The organism is Kitasatospora sp. NPDC032150 (genome assembly GCF_055579945.1).
Genome location: NZ_JBVIMH010000015.1, coordinates 100,402 through 122,466 on the forward strand (window position 1 = coordinate 100,402; position 22,065 = coordinate 122,466).

The 22,065-nt window shown below is 72.9% G+C and carries 21 protein-coding genes and 1 pseudogene; 7 read left to right on the forward strand and 15 right to left on the reverse strand.

The genetic code is table 11. From position 1 onward, the window contains the following. Nucleotides 1-25: 25 nt before the first annotated feature. Nucleotides 26-475, reverse strand: a complete 450-nt coding sequence (locus ACZ5ON_RS19390; protein WP_465593695.1) for an ankyrin repeat domain-containing protein — start codon at nt 473-475, stop codon at nt 26-28. Nucleotides 476-785: 310 nt separating this feature from the next. On the opposite strand from ACZ5ON_RS19390, the gene ACZ5ON_RS19395 reads away from it, so the two are divergent. The 3 genes from ACZ5ON_RS19395 (at nt 786) to ACZ5ON_RS19405 (ending at nt 3,320) form a co-directional block, all read left to right on the forward strand. Continuing rightward, a complete protein-coding gene (locus tag ACZ5ON_RS19395; protein WP_344634676.1) occupies nt 786-980 on the forward strand; it encodes a hypothetical protein in 195 nt (64 codons plus the stop codon). A 95-nt stretch (nt 981-1,075) separates the two neighbouring features. After that, complete coding sequence (locus tag ACZ5ON_RS19400) at nt 1,076-2,704, forward strand: P-loop NTPase family protein (RefSeq protein ID WP_465593698.1); 1,629 nt, start codon at nt 1,076-1,078, stop codon at nt 2,702-2,704. A gap of 241 nt (nt 2,705-2,945) precedes the next feature. Then, on the forward strand, nt 2,946-3,320 hold the full coding sequence (locus ACZ5ON_RS19405) for an RNA polymerase-binding protein RbpA (RefSeq protein WP_465593701.1): 375 nt from the start codon (nt 2,946-2,948) through the stop codon (nt 3,318-3,320). 179 nt (nt 3,321-3,499) lie between these two features. Here the strand turns inward: ACZ5ON_RS19405 and fxsA are convergent, their stop codons facing one another. The 4 genes from fxsA to ACZ5ON_RS19425 form a co-directional block, all read right to left on the reverse strand. Then, nucleotides 3,500-4,069 (reverse strand): FxsA family membrane protein, encoded by a 570-nt coding sequence (gene fxsA, locus ACZ5ON_RS19410; RefSeq protein WP_465593704.1) that lies wholly within the window; start codon nt 4,067-4,069, stop codon nt 3,500-3,502. Nucleotides 4,070-4,154: 85 nt separating this feature from the next. Then, nucleotides 4,155-5,942: an apolipoprotein N-acyltransferase gene (gene lnt, locus ACZ5ON_RS19415; RefSeq protein WP_465593707.1), complete on the reverse strand. Its 1,788-nt coding sequence runs from the start codon at nt 5,940-5,942 to the stop codon at nt 4,155-4,157. Between the two features lie 256 nt (nt 5,943-6,198). Continuing rightward, nucleotides 6,199-7,800, reverse strand: a complete 1,602-nt coding sequence (locus ACZ5ON_RS19420) for an amidohydrolase (RefSeq protein WP_465593710.1) — start codon at nt 7,798-7,800, stop codon at nt 6,199-6,201. A 50-nt stretch (nt 7,801-7,850) separates the two neighbouring features. Continuing rightward, nucleotides 7,851-8,291 (reverse strand): Lrp/AsnC family transcriptional regulator, encoded by a 441-nt coding sequence (locus tag ACZ5ON_RS19425; protein ID WP_344634680.1) that lies wholly within the window; start codon nt 8,289-8,291, stop codon nt 7,851-7,853. A 320-nt stretch (nt 8,292-8,611) separates the two neighbouring features. On the opposite strand from ACZ5ON_RS19425, the gene ACZ5ON_RS19430 reads away from it, so the two are divergent. Beyond that, nucleotides 8,612-9,070 carry a hypothetical protein gene (locus ACZ5ON_RS19430; protein WP_465593713.1) on the forward strand — a complete coding sequence of 153 codons (459 nt, stop codon included), beginning with the start codon at nt 8,612-8,614 and terminating at the stop codon, nt 9,068-9,070. A gap of 199 nt (nt 9,071-9,269) precedes the next feature. On the opposite strand, the gene ACZ5ON_RS19435 is transcribed toward ACZ5ON_RS19430, so the two are convergent. Beyond that, complete coding sequence (locus ACZ5ON_RS19435) at nt 9,270-10,430, reverse strand: acyl-CoA dehydrogenase family protein (RefSeq protein WP_465593716.1); 1,161 nt, start codon at nt 10,428-10,430, stop codon at nt 9,270-9,272. A gap of 184 nt (nt 10,431-10,614) precedes the next feature. Between ACZ5ON_RS19435 and ACZ5ON_RS19440 the strand changes: the two genes are divergently transcribed. The 3 genes and pseudogenes from ACZ5ON_RS19440 to ACZ5ON_RS19450 all read left to right on the forward strand — a co-directional run. Beyond that, nucleotides 10,615-11,301, forward strand: coding sequence for a uridine kinase family protein (locus tag ACZ5ON_RS19440; RefSeq protein ID WP_465593719.1), 687 nt, complete (start codon nt 10,615-10,617; stop codon nt 11,299-11,301). A gap of 419 nt (nt 11,302-11,720) precedes the next feature. After that, nucleotides 11,721-13,763, forward strand: a complete 2,043-nt coding sequence (locus ACZ5ON_RS19445) for an AAA family ATPase (protein WP_465593878.1) — start codon at nt 11,721-11,723, stop codon at nt 13,761-13,763. Between the two features lie 88 nt (nt 13,764-13,851). Continuing rightward, nucleotides 13,852-14,008 (forward strand): annotated as a pseudogene (locus ACZ5ON_RS19450) (oxidoreductase); the annotation flags it as partial. A 73-nt stretch (nt 14,009-14,081) separates the two neighbouring features. Here the strand turns inward: ACZ5ON_RS19450 and ACZ5ON_RS19455 are convergent. The 9 genes from ACZ5ON_RS19455 to ACZ5ON_RS19495 all read right to left on the reverse strand — a co-directional run bounded on the left by ACZ5ON_RS19455 (nt 14,082) and on the right by ACZ5ON_RS19495 (nt 22,002). After that, nucleotides 14,082-15,125: a hemolysin family protein gene (locus ACZ5ON_RS19455; RefSeq protein WP_465593722.1), complete on the reverse strand. Its 1,044-nt coding sequence runs from the start codon at nt 15,123-15,125 to the stop codon at nt 14,082-14,084. Continuing rightward, a complete protein-coding gene (locus tag ACZ5ON_RS19460; protein ID WP_465593725.1) occupies nt 15,122-16,453 on the reverse strand; it encodes a hemolysin family protein in 1,332 nt (443 codons plus the stop codon). Before ACZ5ON_RS19460 ends, ACZ5ON_RS19455 begins: the two co-directional genes overlap by 4 nt. A gap of 272 nt (nt 16,454-16,725) precedes the next feature. Further along, nucleotides 16,726-17,196: a PH domain-containing protein gene (locus ACZ5ON_RS19465; RefSeq protein WP_465593728.1), complete on the reverse strand. Its 471-nt coding sequence runs from the start codon at nt 17,194-17,196 to the stop codon at nt 16,726-16,728. Nucleotides 17,197-17,383: 187 nt separating this feature from the next. After that, nucleotides 17,384-18,232, reverse strand: coding sequence for an ATP phosphoribosyltransferase (gene hisG / locus ACZ5ON_RS19470; protein WP_465593732.1), 849 nt, complete (start codon nt 18,230-18,232; stop codon nt 17,384-17,386). Nucleotides 18,233-18,291: 59 nt separating this feature from the next. Next, a complete protein-coding gene (locus ACZ5ON_RS19475; protein ID WP_344634688.1) occupies nt 18,292-18,564 on the reverse strand; it encodes a phosphoribosyl-ATP diphosphatase in 273 nt (90 codons plus the stop codon). 333 nt (nt 18,565-18,897) lie between these two features. Further along, nucleotides 18,898-19,371 (reverse strand): 6,7-dimethyl-8-ribityllumazine synthase, encoded by a 474-nt coding sequence (ribH, locus tag ACZ5ON_RS19480; RefSeq protein WP_344634689.1) that lies wholly within the window; start codon nt 19,369-19,371, stop codon nt 18,898-18,900. A 29-nt stretch (nt 19,372-19,400) separates the two neighbouring features. After that, entirely contained in the window at nt 19,401-20,684 is a 1,284-nt protein-coding gene (locus tag ACZ5ON_RS19485) for a bifunctional 3,4-dihydroxy-2-butanone-4-phosphate synthase/GTP cyclohydrolase II (protein WP_465593736.1), read from the reverse strand. Further along, a complete protein-coding gene (locus ACZ5ON_RS19490; RefSeq protein WP_465593739.1) occupies nt 20,681-21,328 on the reverse strand; it encodes a nicotinamide mononucleotide transporter family protein in 648 nt (215 codons plus the stop codon). Before ACZ5ON_RS19490 ends, ACZ5ON_RS19485 begins: the two co-directional genes overlap by 4 nt. Then, a complete protein-coding gene (locus ACZ5ON_RS19495; RefSeq protein ID WP_465593742.1) occupies nt 21,325-22,002 on the reverse strand; it encodes a riboflavin synthase in 678 nt (225 codons plus the stop codon). The genes ACZ5ON_RS19490 and ACZ5ON_RS19495 overlap by 4 nt, the downstream gene beginning before the upstream one ends. Nucleotides 22,003-22,065 lie beyond the last annotated feature (63 nt).

Genomic DNA, 22,065 nt, shown 5'->3' on the forward strand with positions numbered 1-22,065 from the left:
CCGATACCGCCGGCCGGCGCCCGGGTCAGCGGCCCTCGAAGCGGGACACCAGCTCGTCCTTGCCGAACATCCGGGCGGTGTCCACGGCGGACGGGGCGCCTGCCCACGGGTCGGCGCCGCCGGCCAGCAGGGCGGCGATCACCTTCTCCTCGCCCTTGAAGACGGCTCCGGCCAGCGGGGTCTGGCCCCGGTCGTTGACCCGGTTCGGGTCGCCGTCGTGTGCCAGCAGCGCCTCGACGGTCTCCGCATGGCCGTGGTAGGCGGCGAGCATGATCAGCGTGTCGCCCCTGTCGTTGGCGAGGTCGGCGGGGGCACCGGCCCGGAGGTACCCCGCCAGCAGCGCCGTGTCGCCATTACGGGCGGCGTCGAAGAGCCTGCCCGCCAGCTCGATCACCTCGTCGTCCGGCACCTGCCCGGCCTGCCCGGCCTGCGGGTTCCGGGGAGTCTGGGGAGTCTGCGGAGCTGAGTCGGTCATGACGGCCTTTCGGATCCGGTGCGCAGTGTCGTACGCACCGTAGCGGATGACGCGTTAGTACGGATGTAACGCATCCGTTCGAGTGATTTTCTCCCGGTGGCCGCGCGCGGGAGACGGCGCACGGGGGACCTGAGAGAGCGGAATTCCGGTGCGGGCGACGGGCCGCACGTATACCTCCCACGCTCACCCGAGTGCCAGGTACACCCATTTGCCCCGTTCCGTCATCTATTACTTTTTGTCACGATTAGATCGCTTTCGGTAGCCCATTTTCTCTCCGTCCCCCGTCCCCCCTCACCGAGGAGCAGAACACGTGATCCTCTCGATTTCCGGCATCGTCCTGTTCGGCACCATCGCATTCCTCTTCTTCCGGCGGGACGGCCTCAAGGTCTCGCATGCGCTGGTCTGCGCCCTGTTCGGCTTCTACGTCGCGGGTTCCTCGATCGCCCCGAGCATCACGGCGGGCGGCGCGAGCCTGGCCACCCTGTTGAGCGGCCTCAAGTTCTGACCGGCCCCCCGCAGTCACGGCCCGGGCGCGGATCCCACCGCCCCCGGGCCTTGTCGACACCGTCCCGCTTGTGCCACCCGCCCGGGGAGTCAGGAATGTCCCTCACCCGCCATTTCAACCGAGGCCGCGATCTCGCCCGCTCGGCAAGCGACTGCGCCTCCGACATGTTCGCCCCGCTGACCGCGATCGGGCGCGGACTGCGCGTCCACGCCGCCTGGGCCAGGGGCCGGTGGGCGGCCACCCCCAAGGACCGCCGGGGCCCCACCCTGTTCCTGTCCGCAGCGATCCTGCTCGGCATCTACCTGCTGCCGCACGGTCCGCTGATCGCCGCGCTCGCCCTGATGGCCAGCTCCGCCTGGGCCGGCCGCGCCCCCAAGGCCGCCCCCGCCGAGCCCCGGCCGGACGTCGCCGACCTCAGACTGGCCGCCCTCTACGCCGCGTTGACCCCCTATCTGGGCGGGATGGACGAGCCCTCGCCCCTCTACAGCCTGGACGGCAACTACAAGTCCGCCTTCAGCGCCTGGGAGTTCGACGCCGAGGGCCGGATGACCGCGCTCGACCTGGCCTATCCGGCCTACTTCACCGACACCGAGCCGAGTGCCCGGGCCAAGATCGAGCAGGTCGTCCAGAGCAAGGCCGGTCGCGCCAGGGAGTACCGCTTCGACTGGGACGAGGAGTCCAACCGGCTGCGGATCACCGCCCTGGCGCCGCTGCCCACCGACATCGCCGCCCAGCACTTCGTCACCGCCCCGGGCGAGGTCGTGCTCGGCTTCACCGACGAGCTCGGCAGCCACCGGACCATCCCGGTGCACCAGGGCGGCGACACCGTCCAGCAGCCACCGGTGATCTGGCGGACCGGCCCGCGATCCGCCGAGCCGCACCTGCTGGCCCTCGGCGCGGCCGGCCAGGGCACGTCCACGCTGATCCGCTCGATCGCGCTCCAGGCGCTCCCGTACGGCGATCTGGTGCTGATCGACGGCGCGGGCACCGGTGAGCACGCCTGCCTGGTGAACCGCCCCGGCGTGTACACCGTGGAGACCAGCCTGCACGGCGCGCTGGCCGCGCTGGAGTGGGCCGCCAAGGAGACCGAGCGCCGGGTCGCCGCCCTCAGCACCGCCCGCCACCACGGCGTCACCCCGCCCGAGGACGTCAGCCGTCCCCTCTGGCTGTTACTCGACCACCCCACCGAGCTGAGCGAACTCGCCCACGCGGAGGGCCGCCCCGACCCGCAGGACCTGCTGGAGGTCCCGCTTCGCCAGGGCCGGGCCGCCCGGGTGACCGTGGTGATCGCCGACGACCTGGCGGCCCGCGACCGCATCTCCGCCACCATCCGGGCCACCACCAGGGCCCGCGTGGTACTCGGCCCGTCCGGCGCCGAGGCCGCCGAGGCGGCCCTCGGCGTCCCGCTGGACATCGCACCCGCCGCGCAGATGCCACCCGGACGCGGCTACGCCCGGATCGGCACGGCGCTGCCGGTACGGCTCCAGGTCCCGGCCACCGTGGACCCGCTGGACGAAGAGGCGTCGCCCCAGCTGCGGGACGCGGTGATCACCCTGCTGCCGCACCGGGACACCAGGACCGAGGCGGGTGCCGACGCGGAACCGGCTCCTGCCCAGCCTGCCGCGCAGGCTTCCGCGCCGGCCGAGGCGGCGGCTCGCGGCCCGGCGGTCGAGCTGACCAAGGACGCGGCGCCGGTGCGCCCGCGTACGGTCTGGCGAGCGTGAGCGGATAAACTCGGGCGGCCGCCACTGGGCTGAATTGCTAGCTGTGTGCACAATTGGTGACACTCTGGGTGATATTCGAGCCCAGATGTGACAAATCGGGCGGGGATGGGTACAAACAGGGGCGGCACGACAGGCGACGCATGTCCCGGGACGGGAATCTTCGTCGGCGGCCGAGCGTTGACCGAACGACGATGACAGCGACCACTAGTCCTGTGGGCCATAAGCCCGGGAGGCACGATTCATGAGCGAGCGAGCTCTCCGCGGCACGCGACTCGGGGCCACTAGCTACGAGACCGACCGTGGAATCGATCTGGCTCCCCGCCAGACCGTTGAGTACGCATGTCAGAACGGACACCGATTCGAGGTTCCTTTCTCCGTTGAGGCGGAGATTCCCTCGGTCTGGGAATGCCGTTTCTGCGGCCAGGAGGCAGTCCTGCTCGACGGCGATGAGCCGGAGGAGAAGAAGATCAAGCCGACGCGTACCCATTGGGACATGCTGATGGAGCGTCGCACGCGGGAAGAGCTGGAGGAGGTGCTGGCCGAGCGGCTGGCAGTGCTCCGCTCCGGCGGGATGAACCTCGCGGTTCACCCGCGTGACACCCGCAAGAGCGCGTGATCACACCCTCCGCCTCGGCGGAGGACTTCGAAGGGGCCCCGGGCAATCGCCCGGGGCCCCTTCGATTCGGCCCGAGTCAGTCGGCGGCGCACGCGAGGGTACGGGGCTGCTCGTGGATCCACCATCCCTTGACCCGCTGCCCGGCGGGCGCACCGCCTCGACCGGCCAGTGGGCTCCGGTCAGCCGGTGATCGGCGGGCGGTAGTCGGTGTCCGGGCCGGTGGGACCGGTCCGGGGATCGACAACCTCGCCCTGGACGACCTTGCCGTCCGGGCGGTGGATGCGCAGCTGCTCCTGGAGCCGCATGGCGTCCGCGAAGTGGCCCGCCCCCGGCCGTGCGGTGGAGCGCAGCGCCGTCCTGGCGAACCGGCGCCCGAGTGCGCGCCACATCGCCCTGGTGGGCGGCAGGAGCAGGGTCAGGCCGACCAGGTCGGACAGGAAGCCGGGCAGGATCAGCAGCAGTCCGGCCAGGACGGTCAGGCTCGTGCCGGTCTGGGGCTGCTGCGACTTGGGGTCGCGGCTCTGCGCGACGGCCGCCGAGAATGCCCTCAGCCCGGCCCGCTTGATCAGCGAACCGCCCAGGAAGGCCCCGGCCACCAGCAGGACCAGTACCGTGAACCAGCCGGCCGCGCTCGCGACGACCGTCAGCAGCCAGATCTCCAGCACCAGCCAGGCGGCGATCAGCAACGGCAGCCCCCGCCGCAGACGGCTGTGCGGGGCCGGACGGACCTGGGATGCTTGCTGGGTCACGGTACGAATCCACTCCAGCGCGGTGCTCCGCGCAGATCGGCAACCTAACGGGGGACGGCAGCCGCTGCTGCGTCCTCCACCTCGCTCAACGGTTCGACCTTGGCCGGTGTTCCGGCCGTCTCGCCGCCGCCGCGCCGCACGCCAGCAGGCCGGCGATGGAGAGCACCCACTCGGGCGCCGCACCCACCCGGTCGGCCACCGTCCGGCCGTCGAGCAGCGGCACGGTGGCGCTGAGTTCGGCCGGGGTGAGCTCCTGGGTGCGGCTCTCCACCGAGCCGTCCGGGGCGATGACCGCGCTGATCCCGCTGGTCGCGGCGATCAGGACCGCCCGGCCGTGTTCGACCGCGCGCAGCCGGGACATCGCCAGCTGCTGCTCGGGCTGCCCGCTCTTGGCGTACGTTGCGTTATTGGTCTGGACCACCAACACCCGGCCGCCGTCGTTGACGGTGTCTCGGACGATCTCGTCGTACGCGACCTCGAAGCAGATCACGTCGCCGATCCGAGCCGGGCCGAGCTGCATCACACCGTCGTGGGTACCCGGGTAGAAGTCCCGGGCCACCCGCTGCAGCCGGGTGATCACCTTGGAGAGTTCGGCGCGGAACGGCACGTACTCCCCGAACGGCACCGGGTGCTGCTTGACGTAGTAGTCGCCGGGGCCGTTCTTCGGGTCCCAGACGATGCCCTCGTTCTGGACGTGCTGGCTGTCCGGGCCGTCCACCAGGGCGCCGACCAGGGTCGGCACGCCGACGGCCTTCACGGCCCGGTCGATCCGGTCGTACGCCTCCGGGACCGCGAAGGGGTTGAGGTCGGAGGAGTTCTCCGGCCAGATCACCACGTCCGGGCGCTCGGCCCGGCCGGCGGCGACGTCGGCCGCGAAGCGCTCGGTGGCCGAGGCGTGGTTGTCGAGCACCATCATCGGGCGGCCGAGGAAGTCCATGCCGGGGTGCGCCACGTTGCCCTGGATGACGGCCACCTTGACGGTGTCGGCGGTGTGGGCACCGGTCGGCACCGGAACGAGGTATCCGGCGAGGACCGTCGCCGCGATGCCGGCTCCGGCCAGCACGGCGGCCCGAGCGGGGCGGGGGGCCATCCCGACGGCGGGGGCGGGGGCGTCCCCGGTGCCCGCGGGGGCGGCGGGGGCGGGGGCGTCCCCGGTGCCCGCGGGGGCGGCGCCATCGGGGGCGGCGCCATCGGGGGCGGCGTCAGCGGAGGCGGTACCAACTGCGGGATCACCGGGAGCGGCCCCCGGCGCCGGGCCGAGGCGGACGGCGGCGTACGCCAGCAGGGCACCCGCCAGGGCGACGGCGAAGGTCACCAGCGGGGCACCGCCGAGCGCGGCCAGCGGTGTGAACGGGCTCGCCGTGTTGGCGAAGGCCAGCCGGCCCCACGGGAAGCCGCCGAGCGGAAGCCGGTCACGCGCCCATTCCTCGGCCACCCAGAGGCAGGCCGTCCACAGCGGCCAGGTGCGCAGCCGGGAGGTGACGGCGAGGCCGGCGCCGAGCGCGACGAGGAACAGGGCCTCCAGGAAGGCGAGCCCGGCCATGGCGTCCAGGCCGATGACCCGCATCCAGTCGAGCAGCAGCAGGAAGAACGGGAACCCGAACGCGAGGCCCGTCCACGCTCCCTGGCGGGCCGTCCGCCCCCGGGTCAACAGGGAGAGGGCGGCCACGCCGGTGATGGACAGCGGCCAGAGGTCGAACGGCGGGAAGGCCAGGGCCAGCATCAGCCCGGCAGCCGCGGCCAGGGCGGTTCTGGGCAGGCCGGCCCGGATCCCGCTCCAGCGGCGGCCCAGCCGTCCCGGGCGCTGCTCGGGGACGACCGTGGCCGCCTCCGAGTCCGCCGTCGACTGGCCCTGGTTCTCGGGCAGTGCCACCTGCGCACCACCTCTCTGGCTGTGCCGTTCGCTCGCTCTGCGAGTGCCGTCTGGTCGACCGGGCCACTCGGTGCCGAGAGCCGTCGGAGAAAGGTACCCCGGACGGCTACCGGCCGTCCCTCAAGGGTGCCTGATCAGCGACGACATCCCCGCCGGCATGGCGCGGGGACCCGTTGGAGCGGCCGTGCGCCGTCGTAGCGGGCCCCGCGAGGTACGCGCCCCCGGTCGGTGCCCGGTCGGCCCGCCCTGCGACGGATCAGCGCTCGTGGACGGTCCGGCCGCGGACGACGGTGCGCAGGCAGGTCGGCAGCGGCACGCCCGGGGTGAGGTCCGGGAGTCCGGGGGTGCCGGAGCGGGGGTCGGTGGACCAGCCGGCGACCCGGTCGTCCGGGGCCTGCACGACCAGGTCGGTGACCTCCCAGATCGCGTAGCTGGCGACGGCGCCGGGTACCAGCACGCCGTCCTGGTCGCGGCCGAGCGCGCGCCAGCCGCCCCGGGTGTGTGCCGTGAACGCCGCGCGGACCGAGATCCGGTGCTCCGGGGTCTGGTGGAAGGCGGCCGCCCGTACCGTGCCCCAGGGGTCGAGCGGGGTGACCGGGGCGTCCGAGCCGAAGGCCAGCGGGACCCCGGCGCGCAGCATGGCGGCGAAGGGGTTGAGCCCGGCGGCCCGTTCAGCGCCGAGCCGCTGGACGTACATGCCGTCCGGACCGCCCCAGCAGGCGTCGAAGGCGGGCTGCACGGACGCGGTGAGGCCGAGCTCGGCGAAGGCGGCGATGGTCTTGTCGTCCAGCGCTTCGGCGTGCTCGACCCGGTGGCGCAGCGAGCGGACGCGGGCCAGGCCGACCCGGTCGGCCGCCGCCCGGACGCCGTCCAGGACGGTGGCCAGCGCGGCGTCCCCGATCGCGTGGAACCCGGCCTGGAGCCCGGCCTCGGTGCAGGTGGCGACGTGGTCGGCGACCTGTTCGGCCGTCAGGTAGGCGGTGCCGGTGTGCTCGGCGTCCGCGTACGGGGTGTTCAGGCAGGCGGTGTGCGAGCCGAGTGCGCCGTCCACGAAGAGGTCGCCGCCGGCGCCGACGGCTCCCAGCCGGCGGGCGGTCTCGATGCCGCCGAGTTCGCCCCAGTAACCGAAGACCTCCGGGCCCTCGCCCTCGGCCGCGAGGGCGAGCAGCGCGGCCAGGTCCTCGGCGGAGGAGATCTCCGGTCCGGCGCACTCGTGGACCGCGCCGATGCCCAGTTCGGCGGCCCGGCGCAGGGCGGCGCGCTGGGCGGCCCGGCGCTGCTCCGGCGTCAGGTGCGCGAGGGCCGCCTGTCGTACGGCGTGGTGGGCGTCGCGGGTCAGCGGCGCGGTGGGGTGGTGGCCGGGCAGCTCGGCGAGGCCCTCGGTCAGCTCCCGCAGGGCGGTACTGGCCAGGGCCGAGTGGACGTCGGTACGGGAGAGGTAGACCGCGGCGGTGCCGGCCGCGGCGTCCAGTTCGGCGAGCGTCGGCGGGCGGCCCTCGGGCCAGCCGCTCTCGTCCCAGCCGTGACCGAGCAGCACGCCGTCGTCCGCGGACCGGGCGAAGGCGGAGATCCGCTCCAGCGCCTCGGCCAGCGAAGGGCAGCCGGTGAGGTCCAGACCGGTCAGGGCCAGTCCCGCCGAGGTGGCGTGGACGTGGGCGTCCACGAAGGCGGGGGTGACCAGGGCGCCGGCCAGCTCCACCACCTCGTCGGCGGTCTCGGCGTACGCCTGGGCGGCGCCGTCGCTGCCGACCCAGGCGATGTGTTCCCCCTCGACCAGCATCGCGGTGGCGAACGGATCGGCAGGGCTGTAGACGGCGCCGCCGCGGAGGAGCACGGTCCGGTTGGTGCGTTCGGTCATGGGCCCAAGTCTGCACCCGACCGAATGCGGCCGGAGCGCCGGGGCGCGCCTCAGAGCCTCGGCGGGCGCGCCTCGTACGGGGTGGAGAGCACCACCGTGGTGCGGGTGGAGACCCCGGCGGCGCTGCGGATGCGGGCCAGCAGGTCCTCCAGGTCGCCGGGGGCGGCGACCCGCACCTTGAGGATGTAGTTCTCGTCGCCCGCGACGCTGTGGCACGCCTCGATCTCGGGCAGCGGGGCCAGCCGCTCCGGGGTGTCGTCGGGCGCGCTGGGGTCGAACGGTTTCACCGAGATGAAGGCGGTCAGCGCGAGGTCGACCGCGTCCGGGTCGATGATCGCCGTGTAGCCGCGGATGACACCGCGCTGCTCGAGCCGGCGCACGCGCTGGTGCACCGCCGAGGTGGACAGGCCGGTGGCCTTGCCCAGGTCCGTGTAGCTCATCCGGCCGTCTTGCAGGAGCAGCCGGACGATGCGCTGATCGAGATCCTCCACAAGGCGCAAACCTACTTCCCCTCGGGCCGGCTTGCCGACCCGGTGTGCACTCTTCCGTTTTCGGTGAGTGCTCGGACGCGCGCATTGCGGGGCCCGCACCCGATCTCCGGCGCCGTCGGCGAGCGCCACCGCAGTGCGACCGGCGTACGGGCCCCAGCAGACGCGGCGCATGAACGGGGCATGTGCCGCTGGAATGTGGCGAACGACACACCCCGTGCATCACAGTGCACCGCAGTGCAGGGTTATGGCGCTGTGACGCAGGGAAGGGCTGCTTGTGGCCAGGGCCGACGCGAGCCCGGCCCGATCCGAGGGGGATCAAGATGCTTGCTACTGACCAGCGCTCCCGCGCCGTGGAGGATGACGAACGCCTCGACCGCGACGCCGACTTCGACCTCGACCTCGCCGGGTCCGGGTTCCCGGGGGTCGACCCCGGCGACATGGACAGCTGGGAGATCGCCCGCGTGCACTGCCCCGCCTGCGACCGCCCGATCGCCCTGATCGGCGACGAGGAGCGGCTGCCGCAGCACGCCGTACTGCCGACCGCCTGGCACCCCTTCTCCCCCGCGCTCTGCCCCGGTTCGGGTGCACCCACCGAGGACCTGGCCGAGTGCGACGACCCGGCCGCCGACCAGGCCGCGCCCGGCGCCGAGGCCCTGCTGGCGCTGCCGGCCGAACTCGACTGGCGCACCCAGCCGTTCTCGCACGTGGGCGGGCCCGGGGCGGTGCCGCTGCGCCGGGTGCGGGTTCCGGCGCAGCGCGGGCGCCTGGTACGGCACTGACGCCTTCGCCTCGCGCCGGTGAACTCCCGCCGCACCGGGAGCACTTCGGGGGAGGGGTGAGCTTTTCAGGGGCGCGGGGACCGCGCGGCCGGCCCTCGATGGAAGTGGCCGGTCCGCGCGCGGTTCCCCGCGCCCCTGCTGCTTGCCGTCCGCCACGGGGAGTGGGATCCGCCGGCGGTTCCCACTCCCACGACAGGCCCTATCGGCTCAGGTGGCGGCCGATGACCAGGCGCTGGATCTGGTTGGTGCCCTCGACGATCTGGAGCACCTTGGCCTCGCGCATGTAGCGCTCGGCCGGGTAGTCCTGGGTGTAGCCGTAGCCGCCGAGGACCTGGACCGCGTCCGTGGTGACCCGCATCGCGGCGTCGGTGCAGAACAGCTTCGCCATCGCCGCCTCCTTGGAGAACGGCAGTCCCGCGTCGCGGCGGCGGGCGGCGGACAGGTAGAGCGCGCGGCCGGCCTCGATCTGGGTGGCCATGTCGGCCATCATGAAGGACAGCCCCTGGAAGTCGGCGATCGGGCGGCCGAACTGCTGCCGGGTGCCCGCGTAGTCGACGGCGAGGTCGAGCGCGGCCTGGGCGACGCCGATCGCACAGGCGGCGATGCCGAGCCGGCCGGAGTCCAGTGCGGACAGGGCGATCTGGAAGCCCTGGCCCTCCTCGCCGATCCGCCGCTCCCGGGCCACTCGGACGCCGTCGAAGTGCACCTGGGCGGTGGGCGAGCTGTTCATGCCCATCTTGTGCTCCGGCTGCGCCGCCGAGAGCCCGGCGCTGTCGGCCGGGACGAGCAGGCAGCTGATGCCCCGCGCACCGTCCTCACCGGTCCGCACCATGGTGCTGTAGAAGTCGGCGCGGCCGCCGTGCGTGATCCAGGCCTTGGTGCCGTTCACCACGTACTCGTCGCCATCCGCCTCGGCCCGGGTGCGCAGCGCGGCGGCGTCGGAGCCGGACTGCGGCTCGGAGAGGCAGTACGCGCCGAGCTGCTCGCCCCCGAGCATCCCGGGCAGCCAGCGCCTGCGCTGCTCCTCGGTGCCGAAGGTGGCCAGCCCGTAGCAGGAGAGGGTGTGCACGCTGACGCCGAGGCCGACCGCGAGCCAGCCGGCCGCGAGCTCCTCCAGGACCTGCAGGTAGACCTCGTACGGCTGCTCGCCGCCGCCGTAGCGCTCCTCGTACGGGAGGGAGAGCAGACCGGCCTCACCGAGGGTGCGGAAGACCTCGCGCGGGAACCGGCCGGCGGCCTCGTCCTCGGCGGCGCGGGGCTTGAGTTCGCGCTGGACCAGGTCCCTGGTGAGGCTCAGCAGCTCGCGGGCCTCGTCACTGGGGAGCTGGCGGTCGACGGGCTTGGCGGGAGCGGGGCTCATGACGGGCGGGCCTCCTCGGTCGGGGTGCCGGGCCCACGGGTGGTGGGGCACGGCACGGCAGGCGTGTCGGACCGGGCACCGGGTTGCGGTGAACGGTCGTTCACGGGCGTGGCGAAGTGAGTATGCCCGATACCGGCCTGTCCGTCACGACCTGCGGGAACGCACCGCCCGTAGAGTGGGGCGCATGGCTGTTCGGGACGGGAGTGCGGAGCTCGGCGACGGCCCGGCCGTTGCCGGGGCCGGTGTTCGGACTGCCGTCGCACCGGCGGGTCCGTCGGAGGACGACGGGGTTCCCGGACGGCTGGCGCGGCAGCTGCTCGCGCTGCCGCCGTCCTGCGGCCCGGTCCGACTGGTGGCCGTGGACGGCCACGCCGGGGCCGGGAAGACGACCTTCGCCGCCCACCTCGCCGCCGCGCTCGGCCGGGCGCCGGTGGTGCACCTGGACGATCTCGCCACCCACGCCGAGCCGTTCGGCTGGGTGGAGCGGCTGCGGACCGAGGTGCTGGAGCCGCTGGCGGCCGGGCGGACGGCCCGGCACCGCGCCTACGACTGGACGTTGCGGCGCTTCGCGGACTTCCGCACCGTGCCGCCCGCCCCGGTGGTGCTGATCGAGGGAGTCGGCGCCGGCCGGCGTGAACTGAGGCCGCTGCTGAGCCGGTTGATCTGGATGGAACTGGACGCGGCGGCCGCGAGGGCACGCGGGGAGCTGCGCGACGGACCGGAGTTGGCCGAATTCTGGGTCGGCTGGGCGACGGCCGAGCAGGCGCACTTCGCCGCGAACCCGAGCCGTCCGTACGCGGATCTGCGGGTGGACGGACTCACCGGCCGAGTCCTTTTCACTTCCCTTGGTGAGCCCTTGCCCAGTTTTTGACCCGGGGGGCCTTCACCCCGTAGGTTCTCACCGTCGCGAGCCGAATGGATCTCGCAACACCGGACGCGGCGCCTCCGGCTCGTTCCCCCGTGAGCCGGAGGCGTCGCGCTCCGCATCCGTCGCGCCACTCTCCCCACCTGCCGCGATCGACGCCGACCGTCGGGTTCCGGTCGGACTCCAACAACCCGGCGGGTACTGCGATTTGACACCGTGCGACACTCTTCCGGATCAGCCCCGCGCCGGTACGATTCGTGGCAGGCACGGTTGCGTGCCGGGGGCGTCGGCGTGGGCGGGCACCACCCTGGCCACGCCCCTCGGCCGCCGAGCCTCGGTGCACCGAGCGGGGGGCGTGAGTGACGGTGGAGAGTTCCAGTACGACCGGGCCGGACCGGCTCGCCGACCGCGCCTGGCTGCGGGCGATGGACGCCTACGCCGCAGGCGCCTATGTGAGGGCGGAGGAGGAGTTCCGCACCGCGGTACGGCTCGACCCCGGCATGGCGGACGCCTGGCTCGGGCTGCACGCTTTGCGCTGCGACACCTCGGGCGCCCTGCTGGCCATGCACCGCCATCAGGACCGCTTCGGCGAGCAGCGCAACAGGCACCAACGGCCGCTCAGTTCCTGGTACTGGCTGGGATGGTGGGTCCAGCCGGTGCTGGAGGACACTCGCGACCTGGCCCTGGCGCACGCCTCGCACTGGCTGGACGGCCGCCACCTGACCGAGCTAGACCGGGCGCTCACGGCTTGCCCGCCGCCCGACCGGGACCCGTCGGTGCGCTTCCTGCACGCCTGCCGCTCCTACCTGTTGAAGGACTGGGAGCAACTCATCCGCGACGCCGACCGGTTGCTGGACGACCCGATGCTCGGCATCGAGGCCGGGCTGTTCGCCGGCATGGCCAGGGTCCGCCTCGACATGTGCGCCCAGGCGCAGCGTCCGCTGGCCGCTTCACTGGCCCGCTGCCGCTCGGAGCAGCCGCAGCGCAAGGAGCTGCGGTACTGGCTGGCGCGGGCCTACGAGGGGGCCGGACGCAGCGCCGCGGCCCTGCCGCTGTATCGGGCGGTGCACCGGGCCGACCCGGCCTTCATGGACACGGCGGCCCGGCTGGCGGCGATCACCACCGAGGACGGGGTGGTCGAGGGCCTGCTCGGCGACGGCCGGGACGATTCCGCGCTTCCTGGTGAACTCGCCATCGCGGAGGCCGGCTTCGAGTCGGCCGGGGCGCCGGGCAGCGGGCCCGTGGCCGAGTTCGGACCGGACGGCGAGTACCAGCCCGGATACGGCCTTGCCGCCGGGTACGACGGCGGGAGCGGCTACGACCGCGGGAGCGGGTACGCCACGGGGGCCGGCTACGACGGGGAGTTCGCCGACGGCGACGGGTACGGTCCGGGCGACGGGTACGGCGGCGAGGGCGAGTTCGCCGCGGAGGCCGACTACCGGATCGGCGAGTCCGGTGCCGCTCCGGCCGCCACCGGGGCGCCGGTGCCCAAGGCGGCGCCCGAGCGCTCTGGCGCGGCGGCCGAATCCGCCCCCGGGCCGCCACCCAGAGGGGACGGCGGTGAGCGCGCCGCGCCGCCGGTCGGCTCCCCGCGCCGGGGCGGACTGCGCGGTCAGCAGGGGCTCGACGCGGCGCTCGGCGCGCTGGAGCAGATGGTCGGCCTGGAGCCGGTGAAGCGCCAGGTCCGGGCGCTGTCGGCGCAGTTGCGGATGTCGCGGCTGCGCACTGAGCAGGGCCTGCCGGTGCAGCCGCCGAAGCGCCACTTCGTCTTCTCCGGCCCGTCGGGCACCGGCAAGACCACCGTCGCCCGCATCCTCGGCCAGGTCTTCCACTCCCTCGGCCTGCTCTCCGGCGACCACCTGGTGGAGGCCCAACGGGCCGACCTGGTGGGCGAGTTCCTCGGCCAGACGGCGGTCAAGGCCAATGAACTGATCGACTCGGCGCTGGACGGCGTCCTCTTCATCGACGAGGCCTACAGCCTCTCCAACTCCGGCTACAGCAAGGGCGACGCGTACGGGGACGAGGCGCTCCAGGTGCTGCTGAAGCGGGCCGAGGACAACCGCGACCGCCTGGTGGTGATCCTGGCCGGCTATCCCGAGGGCATGAACCGGCTGCTGGCCACCAACCCCGGCCTCAACTCCCGCTTCACCACCCGGGTCGACTTCCCCAGCTACCGACCCGCCGAGCTCACCGCCATCGGGCGCGCCCTGGCCTCCTCCGGGGGCGACGGCTGGGACGCGGACGCCGCCGACGAACTCGCCAGCATCTGCGGCCATGTGGTGCAGGAGGACTGGATCGACGAGCTCGGCAACGGACGCTTCATCCGCACCCTGTACGAGAAGTCCTGCGCCTACCGCGACCTGCGGCTCTCCTCGCTCCGCTCCCTGCCCACCCGCGAGGACCTGGCCACCCTCCGCCTGCCCGATCTGCTCCAGGCCTACGGCGAACTGATCGACGGCCGCCGGTAGCCGGGGGTACGCGATCGCGGGACCGGCCGTCCAACACGACGTCCAAATGCCGCCGGAGATCCGCCTGTCGGCGCGGCAGCATCGTCACGCCGACCTGCAGCGGAGCCTCACCGCACTCGGCCGGTACGGGCAGCCCTGGGAGGTCGCCGCGACCGTGGCCCATCTCGCGGGAGACAGTGGCCCGTACATCACCGGCGCCGCCATCACCGCCGCCGTCGCCCGTGGACGGCGGCTTCGCTGCCTGAGCCTCGCGGGGGCGGCATTCCGCCGCCCCCGCGAGGCCGCCGACCGGAGGCTGCCACCGGCACGCCGTCGGCCTCAGGCGCGGGCCGTCTGGCGGTGGTCGGGGTCGTGCATCTCGCCGACCAGTTCCTCCAGGACGTCCTCCAGCGCGACCAGGCCGAGCCGGCGGCCCTCCTGGTCGACCACGGCGGCCAGGTGGGCGGCGGCCCTGCGCATGGCGCCGAGCGCGTCGTCCAGCGGCATGCCGGCGCGCAGCGCGGTCACCGGGCGCCAGAGGCGGGCCGGCAGCGGGGCCTCGGGGTCGTCCACGTCCAGGATGTCCTTGACGTGCAGGTAGCCGTGCAGGTCGCCCGCCTCGTCGATCACCGGGAAGCGGGAGAAACCCGTCTCCACCGCCAGCCGCTCTATCTCCAGCGCGGTCACCGAGGGGCCCACGGTGACCAGCTGGTCGGCCGGCAGCAGGACGTCGGTGACCGGTCGGCGACCGAGCTCCAGGGCGTCCTCCAGGCGCTCCTGGCGGCGTTCGTCCAGCAGTCCGGCCGCCCGGGAGTCGGCCAGCAGGTGGAGCAGCTGCTCGTCGGTGAAGACCGAGGCGACCTCGTCCTTGGGCTCGACCTTCACCAGGCGCAGCACGCCGTTGGCGAATGCGTTCAGCAGCCGGATGACCGGCCCGAGCCAGCGGGCGAGGCGGTTCAGCGGCGGGCCGAGCCAGAGCGCGGCCTTCTCCGGACCCGCGATCGCGATGTTCTTGGGGACCATCTCGCCGACCACCATGTGCAGGAAGACCACCAGCGCCAGCGCCAGCGCGTAGCCGACCGGGTGGACCAGCGACTCCGGCAGGCCGACGACGTGGAAGGGGCCTTCCAGCAGTCCGGCGATGGTCGGCTCGGCCAGCGCGCCGAGCAGCAGCGAGCAGACGGTGATGCCCAGTTGGGCGGCGGCCAGCATCGCGGAGACGTTGGAGAGCGCGTGCAGCACGGTGCGGGCGCGCTTGTCGCCCGCCTCGGCGAGCGGTTCGATCTGGCTGCGCCGGACCGAGATCACCGCGAACTCGGCGCCGACGAAGAAGCCGTTGCCGAGCAGGAGCAGCAGGGAGGCGACCAGTTGCAGGGCGGTCATCGGTCGGTCTCCTCGGCTTCCTCGTCAAGGCGGCGTTCGATCAGCACCCGGCTGGTGCGGTGCCGCTCGACCTCCAGCACGGTGAACCGCCAGCCGGGCAGGCTCGCGTGCTCGCCGGGGTCGGGCAGCTTGCCGAGCAGGTCGGCGAGCAGGCCGCCGAGCGTCTCGTACGGTCCGTCCGGGGCCTGCAGGCCGATGGCCTCCAGCTGGTCGAGCCGGGCGCGGCCGTCTGCCTCCCAGACCGGGTGGCCGTCGGCGGGCGGCAGTTGGCGCAGTTCGGGGATGTCCTCGGGGTCGTGCTCGTCCTGCACCTCGCCGACGATCTCCTCGACGATGTCCTCGATGGTGACCACGCCGGCCGTGCCGCCGTACTCGTCGACCACGATGGCCATCGGCTGCTGGCGGCGCAGCTGGTCGAGCAGGCGCTCGGCGGGCAGCGTCTCGGGGACCAGCAGCGGTGCCGAGGCCAGGTCGGCGACCCGTGTCCTGACGCGCTGGTCGGCGGGGACGGCGAGGGCGTCCTTGAGGGTGACGGTGCCGCTGACCTCGTCCAGGCTGTGCCCGTAGACGGGGAACCGGGACAGGCCGGTGGCCCGGGTGAGGTTGAGGACGTCGGCGGCGCTGGCGTCGCGCCGCAGGGCGACGACGTCCACGCGCGGGGTCATCACGCTCTCGGCGGTCAGTTCACTGAGGCCCAGGGTGCGGACGAACAGCCGGGCCGACTGCTCGTCCATCACTCCGGCCCTCGCGGAGTGCCGGGCGAGCGAGACCAGCTCGGCCGGGGTTCGGGCGTGGCCGAGCTCCTCCTGCGGCTCGATGCCGAGGGCCCGCACCATGCGGTCGGCGGAGCCGTTCAGGAAGCTGATCAGCGGACGGCAAACGGCCGAGAAGAGGCGCTGCGGTCCGACCACGGCGTACGCGACCTGGAGCGGCCGGGAGATCGCCCAGTTCTTGGGGACCAGTTCGCCGATCACCATCTGCAGCACGGTGGCCAGCACCATGCCGCCGGTGAGGGCGACGGTGGCCGCGGCGGCCCGGGGCAGTCCGACCCCGGTGAGCGAAGGGGTGAGCAGCGTGGAGAGCGCCGGTGCGGCGAGCATGCCGACCACCAGCGAGGTGACGGTGATGCCGAGCTGGGCGCCGGAGAGCTGGAAGGAGAGCTTGCGAAGGGCCTTCGCCAGACCGGCCGCCCTCCGGTCACCGGCCTTGGCGGCGCGTTCGACGCTGCCGCGGTCCACGGTGATCAGGGCGAACTCGGCGGCCACGAAGAGGCCGTTGGCGAGGATGAGCAGGAGGGCTGCGAACAGCAGCAGCCACGCGGTGATCACAGTGCCGCCCGCCTTCCGGGGGCCGGAAGTGAGGCGGCGCGGGTACTACCGGACGGATCGTCCATCGAGGGGAGGTGTCACTCCTCAGGTCATGGGGTTGAACGGCCCTGCCTTCGAAGGCCGTACGGCCGGAAGGCATGCGAAAGACCGGCGGGGCCTTTGCCCCGGCTTTACCAGCGTAGACGATACCGGGAGCAGGTTAAGGATCTTGCAGGGTGGTGCCCGCCCCGGCGGGTGGAAGCCACCTCCCCGGCAGGCTCCGGGCACTCTGCTCAGCGCGAGGTACCGCGCTCCTCGACCAGGTCGCGCAGTGCGCGGGCGGCGAGGACCGCCTGGTCCCGGCCGCCGGCGGGCTGGATGCCGACCGCGGCCAGCGCGGTGCCGTCCGCCAGGTCGAGGGTGACCCACGGGTCACCCTGGCGCAGGTTGACCCGGAGGATCTCGGCCCAGGCCAGTCGGCGGCTGCGGACGAAGTTGACCACCGTGACGCCCTGCTCGTCCGCGCTCACCCGGGGCCGGGCCAGCATCAGACCGACCCCGGCGAACAGCAGACCGCTGCAGACCATCGCCACCCGGTCGTTGAGCTGCCAGTTGTCGGGCATCGCGAAGGCGATCGCGGTGAAGAGCACCAGCAGTACCGAGCAGAGGGTGAGCAGCACGGCCCGGTTGCGGCGCGGCGCCCAGGTGACCGGGAGCGCGACGGACTCGACGGGCGTGGTGGCGGGCTGGGTGGAGGTGGTCACGGTGCTTCTCCCGAGTGCGGGCGGGGGTCCGGGGCCGGACCCCGCCCGATGGGTCGTCCAAGGACCGGCCGGCGACACGGCCCGCGGCGTCGCGTGCCCTGTTGCCGGCCGGTCCAACTCGATCAACTGGATCGAACGGCTGGGTCAGCCGACTCTACCGAGGCCTTATCCGTCGCGGGCGACGGGGTCAGAGGCGGCAGGCGTGGATGTTGGTGACCAGGATGGCGCGGGCGCCGATCCCCCAGAGGTCGTCCATGATCCGCTGGGCCTCCTTGCGGAGCACCATCGCCCGGACGGCCACCCAGCCCTCGGTGTGCAGCGGGGAGACGGTCGGCGACTCCAGGCCCGGGGTGAGCGCGACGGCGTCGCTGACCTTCTCGGCGCGGATGTCGTAGTCCATCAGCACGTAGCGGCGGGCCACCAGCACGCCCTGGAGGCGGCGCAGGAACTGCTCGACCGCCGGGTCCTCTCCGGCGCCCTCGGGCCGGATCACCACGGAGTCGGAGACCAGGATCGGCTCGCCGAACACCTCGAGGCCCGCGTTGCGCAGGCTGGTACCGGTCTCCACCACGTCGGCGATCACATCGGCGACACCCAGCTGGACGGCGGTCTCGACGGCACCGTCGAGCTTGGTGACGGTCGCCTTGACCCCCTGGTCGGCCAGGTGCTTCTCGACCAGGCCGGTGTACGAGGTGGCGATCCGCAGCCCTTCCAGGTCCCGGACGTCCTTCAGCCCGGCGCCGACCGGCTTGGCGAAGCGGAAGGTCGAGCCGGCGAAACCCAGCGCGAGCACCTCCTCCGCGTCCGCGCCCGAGTCCAGCAGCAGGTCGCGGCCGGTGACACCGACGTCAAGCCGGCCGGAGCCGACGTAGACGGCGATGTCGCGCGGGCGCAGGAAGAAGAACTCGACCTGGTTCTCCGGATCGACCAGCACCAGTTCCTTGGGGTCCTTGCGCTGCCGGTAGCCGGCCTCATGGAGCATCTCCGCCGCGGGACCCGAGAGCGAACCCTTGTTGGGGAGGGCGATGCGGAGCATGAGAGAGGAATCCTTCGCTGTGGAGGGGGCTGCGGTGCGTCGGGGTGGTCGGGATCGGTTCAGAGGTGGGCGTAGACGTCGTCGAGCGTCAGACCGCGGGCGACCATCATCACCTGAAGGTGGTAGAGGAGCTGCGAGATCTCCTCGGCGGTCCGCTCGTCGCTCTCGTGCTCGGCGGCCATCCAGACCTCGGCGGCCTCCTCCACGACCTTCTTGCCGATCGCATGGACGCCCTGCTGGACGAGCTGCGCGGTACGGGAGGACGAGGGGTCGCCGTTGGCGGCCTTCTGCTGGAGCTCGGTGAAGAGCTCCTCGAATGTCTTGGAAGCCATGATGAGCTCACCTTACGGCTTGCGGGCTGACCGACGGTAAACGGTCCGCAGCATGGACACTCCCATGGACTATCGCAGACGCACCCGCTCGTGGCCCTCAGGGACGCGAACCACCGCACGCACGGCCTCCCCCGCCCTGTGCCGGAGCCACCCGACCGGCCGCGCGACGGCCTCGCGACGACCTCCCGACGACCGAGGGCGCAGGGAGCCACGACCGTCGAGGTGATGACTCCCCGCGCCCTCGGAGGGTGCGGGTACGGGCAGCCGGGTATCCCCGGCGGTGCGGGGCCGGGCACGCGGACGTCCCGGCCCTCGATCGAGGGCGAGCCCCCGCTACGCGAGTCCGCGCAGCGTGACGGCGGTGGCGACCGCCGCCGTCACGGCCTCGTGGCCCTTGTCCTCGGCGGAGCCCTCCAAGCCCGCGCGGTCGATCGCCTGCTGCTCGTTGTCGCAGGTGAGGACGCCGAAGCCGACCGGGATACCGGTGTCGACGCTGACCTGGGTGAGGCCGAGGGTGGCGGCCTCGCAGACGTAGTCGAAGTGCGGGGTGCCGCCGCGGATGACCACGCCGAGGGCGATCACCGCGTCGAAGCCGCGCTCGGCCAGTCGCTTGGCGGCGACCGGGAGTTCGAAGGTGCCGGGAACGCGGATGACGGTGGGCTCCGCGATGCCCAGCTCCTTGAGCGCGCGGTGGGCACCGTCCAGCAGGCCGTTCATCACCTGCTCGTGCCACTGCGCGGCGACGACGGCGACCTTCAGGTCGGCGGCGTCATCGATGGTCAGTACGGGGGCTCCGTGGCCGCTCACGTTCGTATGTCCTTTGCTGGTCGGGAAGTTCAGGAGTTGATGTCGAGCCAGGGCAGCTCGTGGCCCATCCGGTCGCGCTTGGTGCGCAGGTAGGCGGTGTTGTGGGCACCCGGCTCGACGGCCACCGGCTGCCGGCCCTTGACGGTGAGGCCGTACTCGGTGAGTGCGGCGATCTTGTCGGGATTGTTGGTGAGCAGGGTCAGCGAGCGCGCCCCGAGGTCGGCGAGCATCTGGGCGCCGATGCTGTAGTCCCGGGCGTCGGCGGGCAGGCCGAGTTCGAGGTTGGCGTCGACGGTGTCCCGGCCCTGCTCCTGGAGTTCGTAGGCGCGCAGCTTGTGGGCGAGCCCGATACCCCGGCCCTCGTGGCCACGCAGGTAGAGCAGCACGCCGCGCCCAGCGGTGGCGATCTCCCGCAGCGAGGCCTGGAGTTGGGGTCCGCAGTCGCAGCGCAGCGAACCGAGCACATCACCGGTCAGGCACTCGGAGTGGACCCGCACCAGCAGGTCCTCGCCGTCCGGGACCCTGCCGTCGGCGCCGAGGCCGCCGGCGACCAGGGCGATGTGCTCGACGCCGTCCAGGGTGCCCTTGTAGCCGACGGCCGTGAAGTCGCCGTGCTCGGTGGGAAGGGCGGTGACGGCGGCGCGGGTCACGTGCAGTTCGGTGCGGCGGCGGTAGGCGATCAGGTCCTCGATGGAGATGATCGACAGACCGTGCCTGCGGGCGAAGGCGACCAGTTCGGGCAGCCGGGCCATGGTGCCGTCGTCGTTGACCACCTCGGCGATGGCGCCGGCGGGCGGGAGTCCGGCCAGCCGGGCGAGGTCCACCGCCGCCTCGGTGTGGCCGGGGCGGACCAGGACGCCGCCCTCGACCGCGCGCAGCGGGAAGACGTGTCCGGGCCGGGTGAGGTCGCCGGGCCCGGTGGCCTCGCTGGCGAGCAGCCGGACCGTCCGGGCCCGGTCGGCGGCCGAGATACCGGTGTCGACGCCGTCGCGGGCATCCACCGAGACCGCGTACGCGGTGCCCTTGCGGTCCTCGTTGACCTGGGTCATCGGCGGCAGCTTGAGCCGGTCGAGCTCGGCGCCGGTCATCGGCGCGCAGATCACGCCGGAGCTGTAGCGGATGGTGAAGGCCATCAGCTCGGGGGTGGCGGCCGAGGCGGCGAAGATGATGTCGCCCTCGTTCTCGCGGTCCTCGTCGTCGACCACGATCACCGGGCGGCCGAGCGCGATGTCGGTGATGGCGTGCTCGACCGGGTCGAGGGCGAGGCTGTCGTCCAGCAGCGGGTGGACGTCGTGGACGGGCTGGGTGGTCATGCCGTGGCTCCCTGGAGGACGGCCGTGCTCGCGGCACGGGGGATGCGGGTGCGCAGCCACCAGGCGCGCAGGCCGAGCAGCACCAGTACGAAGTAGATGACGTAGGTCAGACCGGAGAAGGTGTAGCCGCTGGAGAAGGCGAGCGGAACGCCGACCACGTCGACCGCGATCCAGGCGAGCCAGAACTCGACCCAGCCCCTGGCCTGCGCGTACATCGCGGCCAGCGTGCCGACGAAGATGTAGGCGTCCGCCCACGGGCTCCAGGACAGCTTGGGAAAGGCGAGGAACAGCTCGGCCAGGCCGACGGTGGCCAGCGCGGTGGCGCCGGCCAGCAGCGCGCGCTCCGTCCAGCTGGCGAAGCGGACCTCGATGTCACCGGTGTCGCGGCGGCCGCGCTGCCACTGGTACCAGCCCCAGAGGGCGGCGACGATCACGATGCCCTGCTTGCCGACCAGTCCGGCCAGGTGTCCGGACAGGTAGGCGGCGATCAGTACGACGCCGGAGAGCACCTGGACCGGCCAGGTCAGCATCGAGCGGCGCCAGCCGAGCGCGAGGGCGAGGAGTCCGAGCAGGTTGCCGGCCATGTCCGTCCACCTGACCGGCTGGCCGAGAACCGAGAAGGCGGTGTCGTTGAGCCAGTTCACGAGGCGTCCTCCGCGGTGGCCGGTACGGCGAGGGTGCTGGGCAGGGTGCGGGCGTCGAGGAGGCGCTCGACGTACTTGGCGAGGACGTCCACCTCGAGGTTGACCGGGTCGCCGATGCCCTTGGTGCCGAGGGTGGTGAGGGCGAGGGTGGCCGGGATGAGGCTGACGGTGAAGCTGTCGAGGGCGGCTTCGACCACGGTGAGGCTGACGCCGTCCACGGTGATCGAGCCCTTCTCGACCAGGTACCGGGTGATGCTCTGCGGCAGCGAGAAGCGCAGCACCTCCCAGCGGAGGTTGCCCTCGGCATCGCGTTCGCCCGGCTCGCGGGAGAGCAGGGTGCCGGTGGCGTCGACGTGGCCCTGGACGAGGTGTCCGCCGAGCCGGTCGCCCAGTGCCATGGCGCGCTCCAGGTTGACCCTGGAACCGGGCTTCAGGGCGCCGAGGCTGGAGCGATGGAGCGTCTCGGCCATCACGTCGGCACTGAACTCGCCGGTGGCAGCGGCCAGTTGCTCGGGGCTGTCGACCACGGTGAGGCAGACGCCGTTGACCGCGATGGAGTCGCCGTGCCGGGCTCCGGAACAGACCACCGGGCCGCACAGGCGGATTCGCGAGGAGTCGCCGAACTCCTCGATGGAGACGACCTCGCCGAGCTCTTCGATGATGCCGGTGAACACCCGGGTTCTCCTCGCGCTTGGGGCGCGGACTCCGGGGCGGCATGGGAGATGACACGGACAGCA

What these genes read in the sequence shown, in the direction of transcription:
- hisG (WP_465593732.1), bottom strand. Translation starts at nt 18,232, where the DNA reads ATGCTCCGCATCGCCCTCCCCAACAAGGGTTCGCTCTCGGGTCCCGCG.
- ACZ5ON_RS19435 (WP_465593716.1), bottom strand. Translation starts at nt 10,430, where the DNA reads ATGAGCCCCGCTCCCGCCAAGCCCGTCGACCGCCAGCTCCCCAGTGAC.
- ACZ5ON_RS19440 (WP_465593719.1), top strand. Translation starts at nt 10,615, where the DNA reads ATGGCTGTTCGGGACGGGAGTGCGGAGCTCGGCGACGGCCCGGCCGTT.
- ACZ5ON_RS19420 (WP_465593710.1), bottom strand. Translation starts at nt 7,800, where the DNA reads ATGACCGAACGCACCAACCGGACCGTGCTCCTCCGCGGCGGCGCCGTC.
- ACZ5ON_RS19390 (WP_465593695.1), bottom strand. Translation starts at nt 475, where the DNA reads ATGACCGACTCAGCTCCGCAGACTCCCCAGACTCCCCGGAACCCGCAG.
- ACZ5ON_RS19430 (WP_465593713.1), top strand. Translation starts at nt 8,612, where the DNA reads ATGCTTGCTACTGACCAGCGCTCCCGCGCCGTGGAGGATGACGAACGC.
- ACZ5ON_RS19485 (WP_465593736.1), bottom strand. Translation starts at nt 20,684, where the DNA reads ATGACCACCCAGCCCGTCCACGACGTCCACCCGCTGCTGGACGACAGC.
- ACZ5ON_RS19475 (WP_344634688.1), bottom strand. Translation starts at nt 18,564, where the DNA reads ATGGCTTCCAAGACATTCGAGGAGCTCTTCACCGAGCTCCAGCAGAAG.
- ACZ5ON_RS19405 (WP_465593701.1), top strand. Translation starts at nt 2,946, where the DNA reads ATGAGCGAGCGAGCTCTCCGCGGCACGCGACTCGGGGCCACTAGCTAC.
- ACZ5ON_RS19400 (WP_465593698.1), top strand. Translation starts at nt 1,076, where the DNA reads ATGTCCCTCACCCGCCATTTCAACCGAGGCCGCGATCTCGCCCGCTCG.
- ACZ5ON_RS19455 (WP_465593722.1), bottom strand. Translation starts at nt 15,125, where the DNA reads ATGACCGCCCTGCAACTGGTCGCCTCCCTGCTGCTCCTGCTCGGCAAC.
- ACZ5ON_RS19445 (WP_465593878.1), top strand. Translation starts at nt 11,721, where the DNA reads ATGGACGCCTACGCCGCAGGCGCCTATGTGAGGGCGGAGGAGGAGTTC.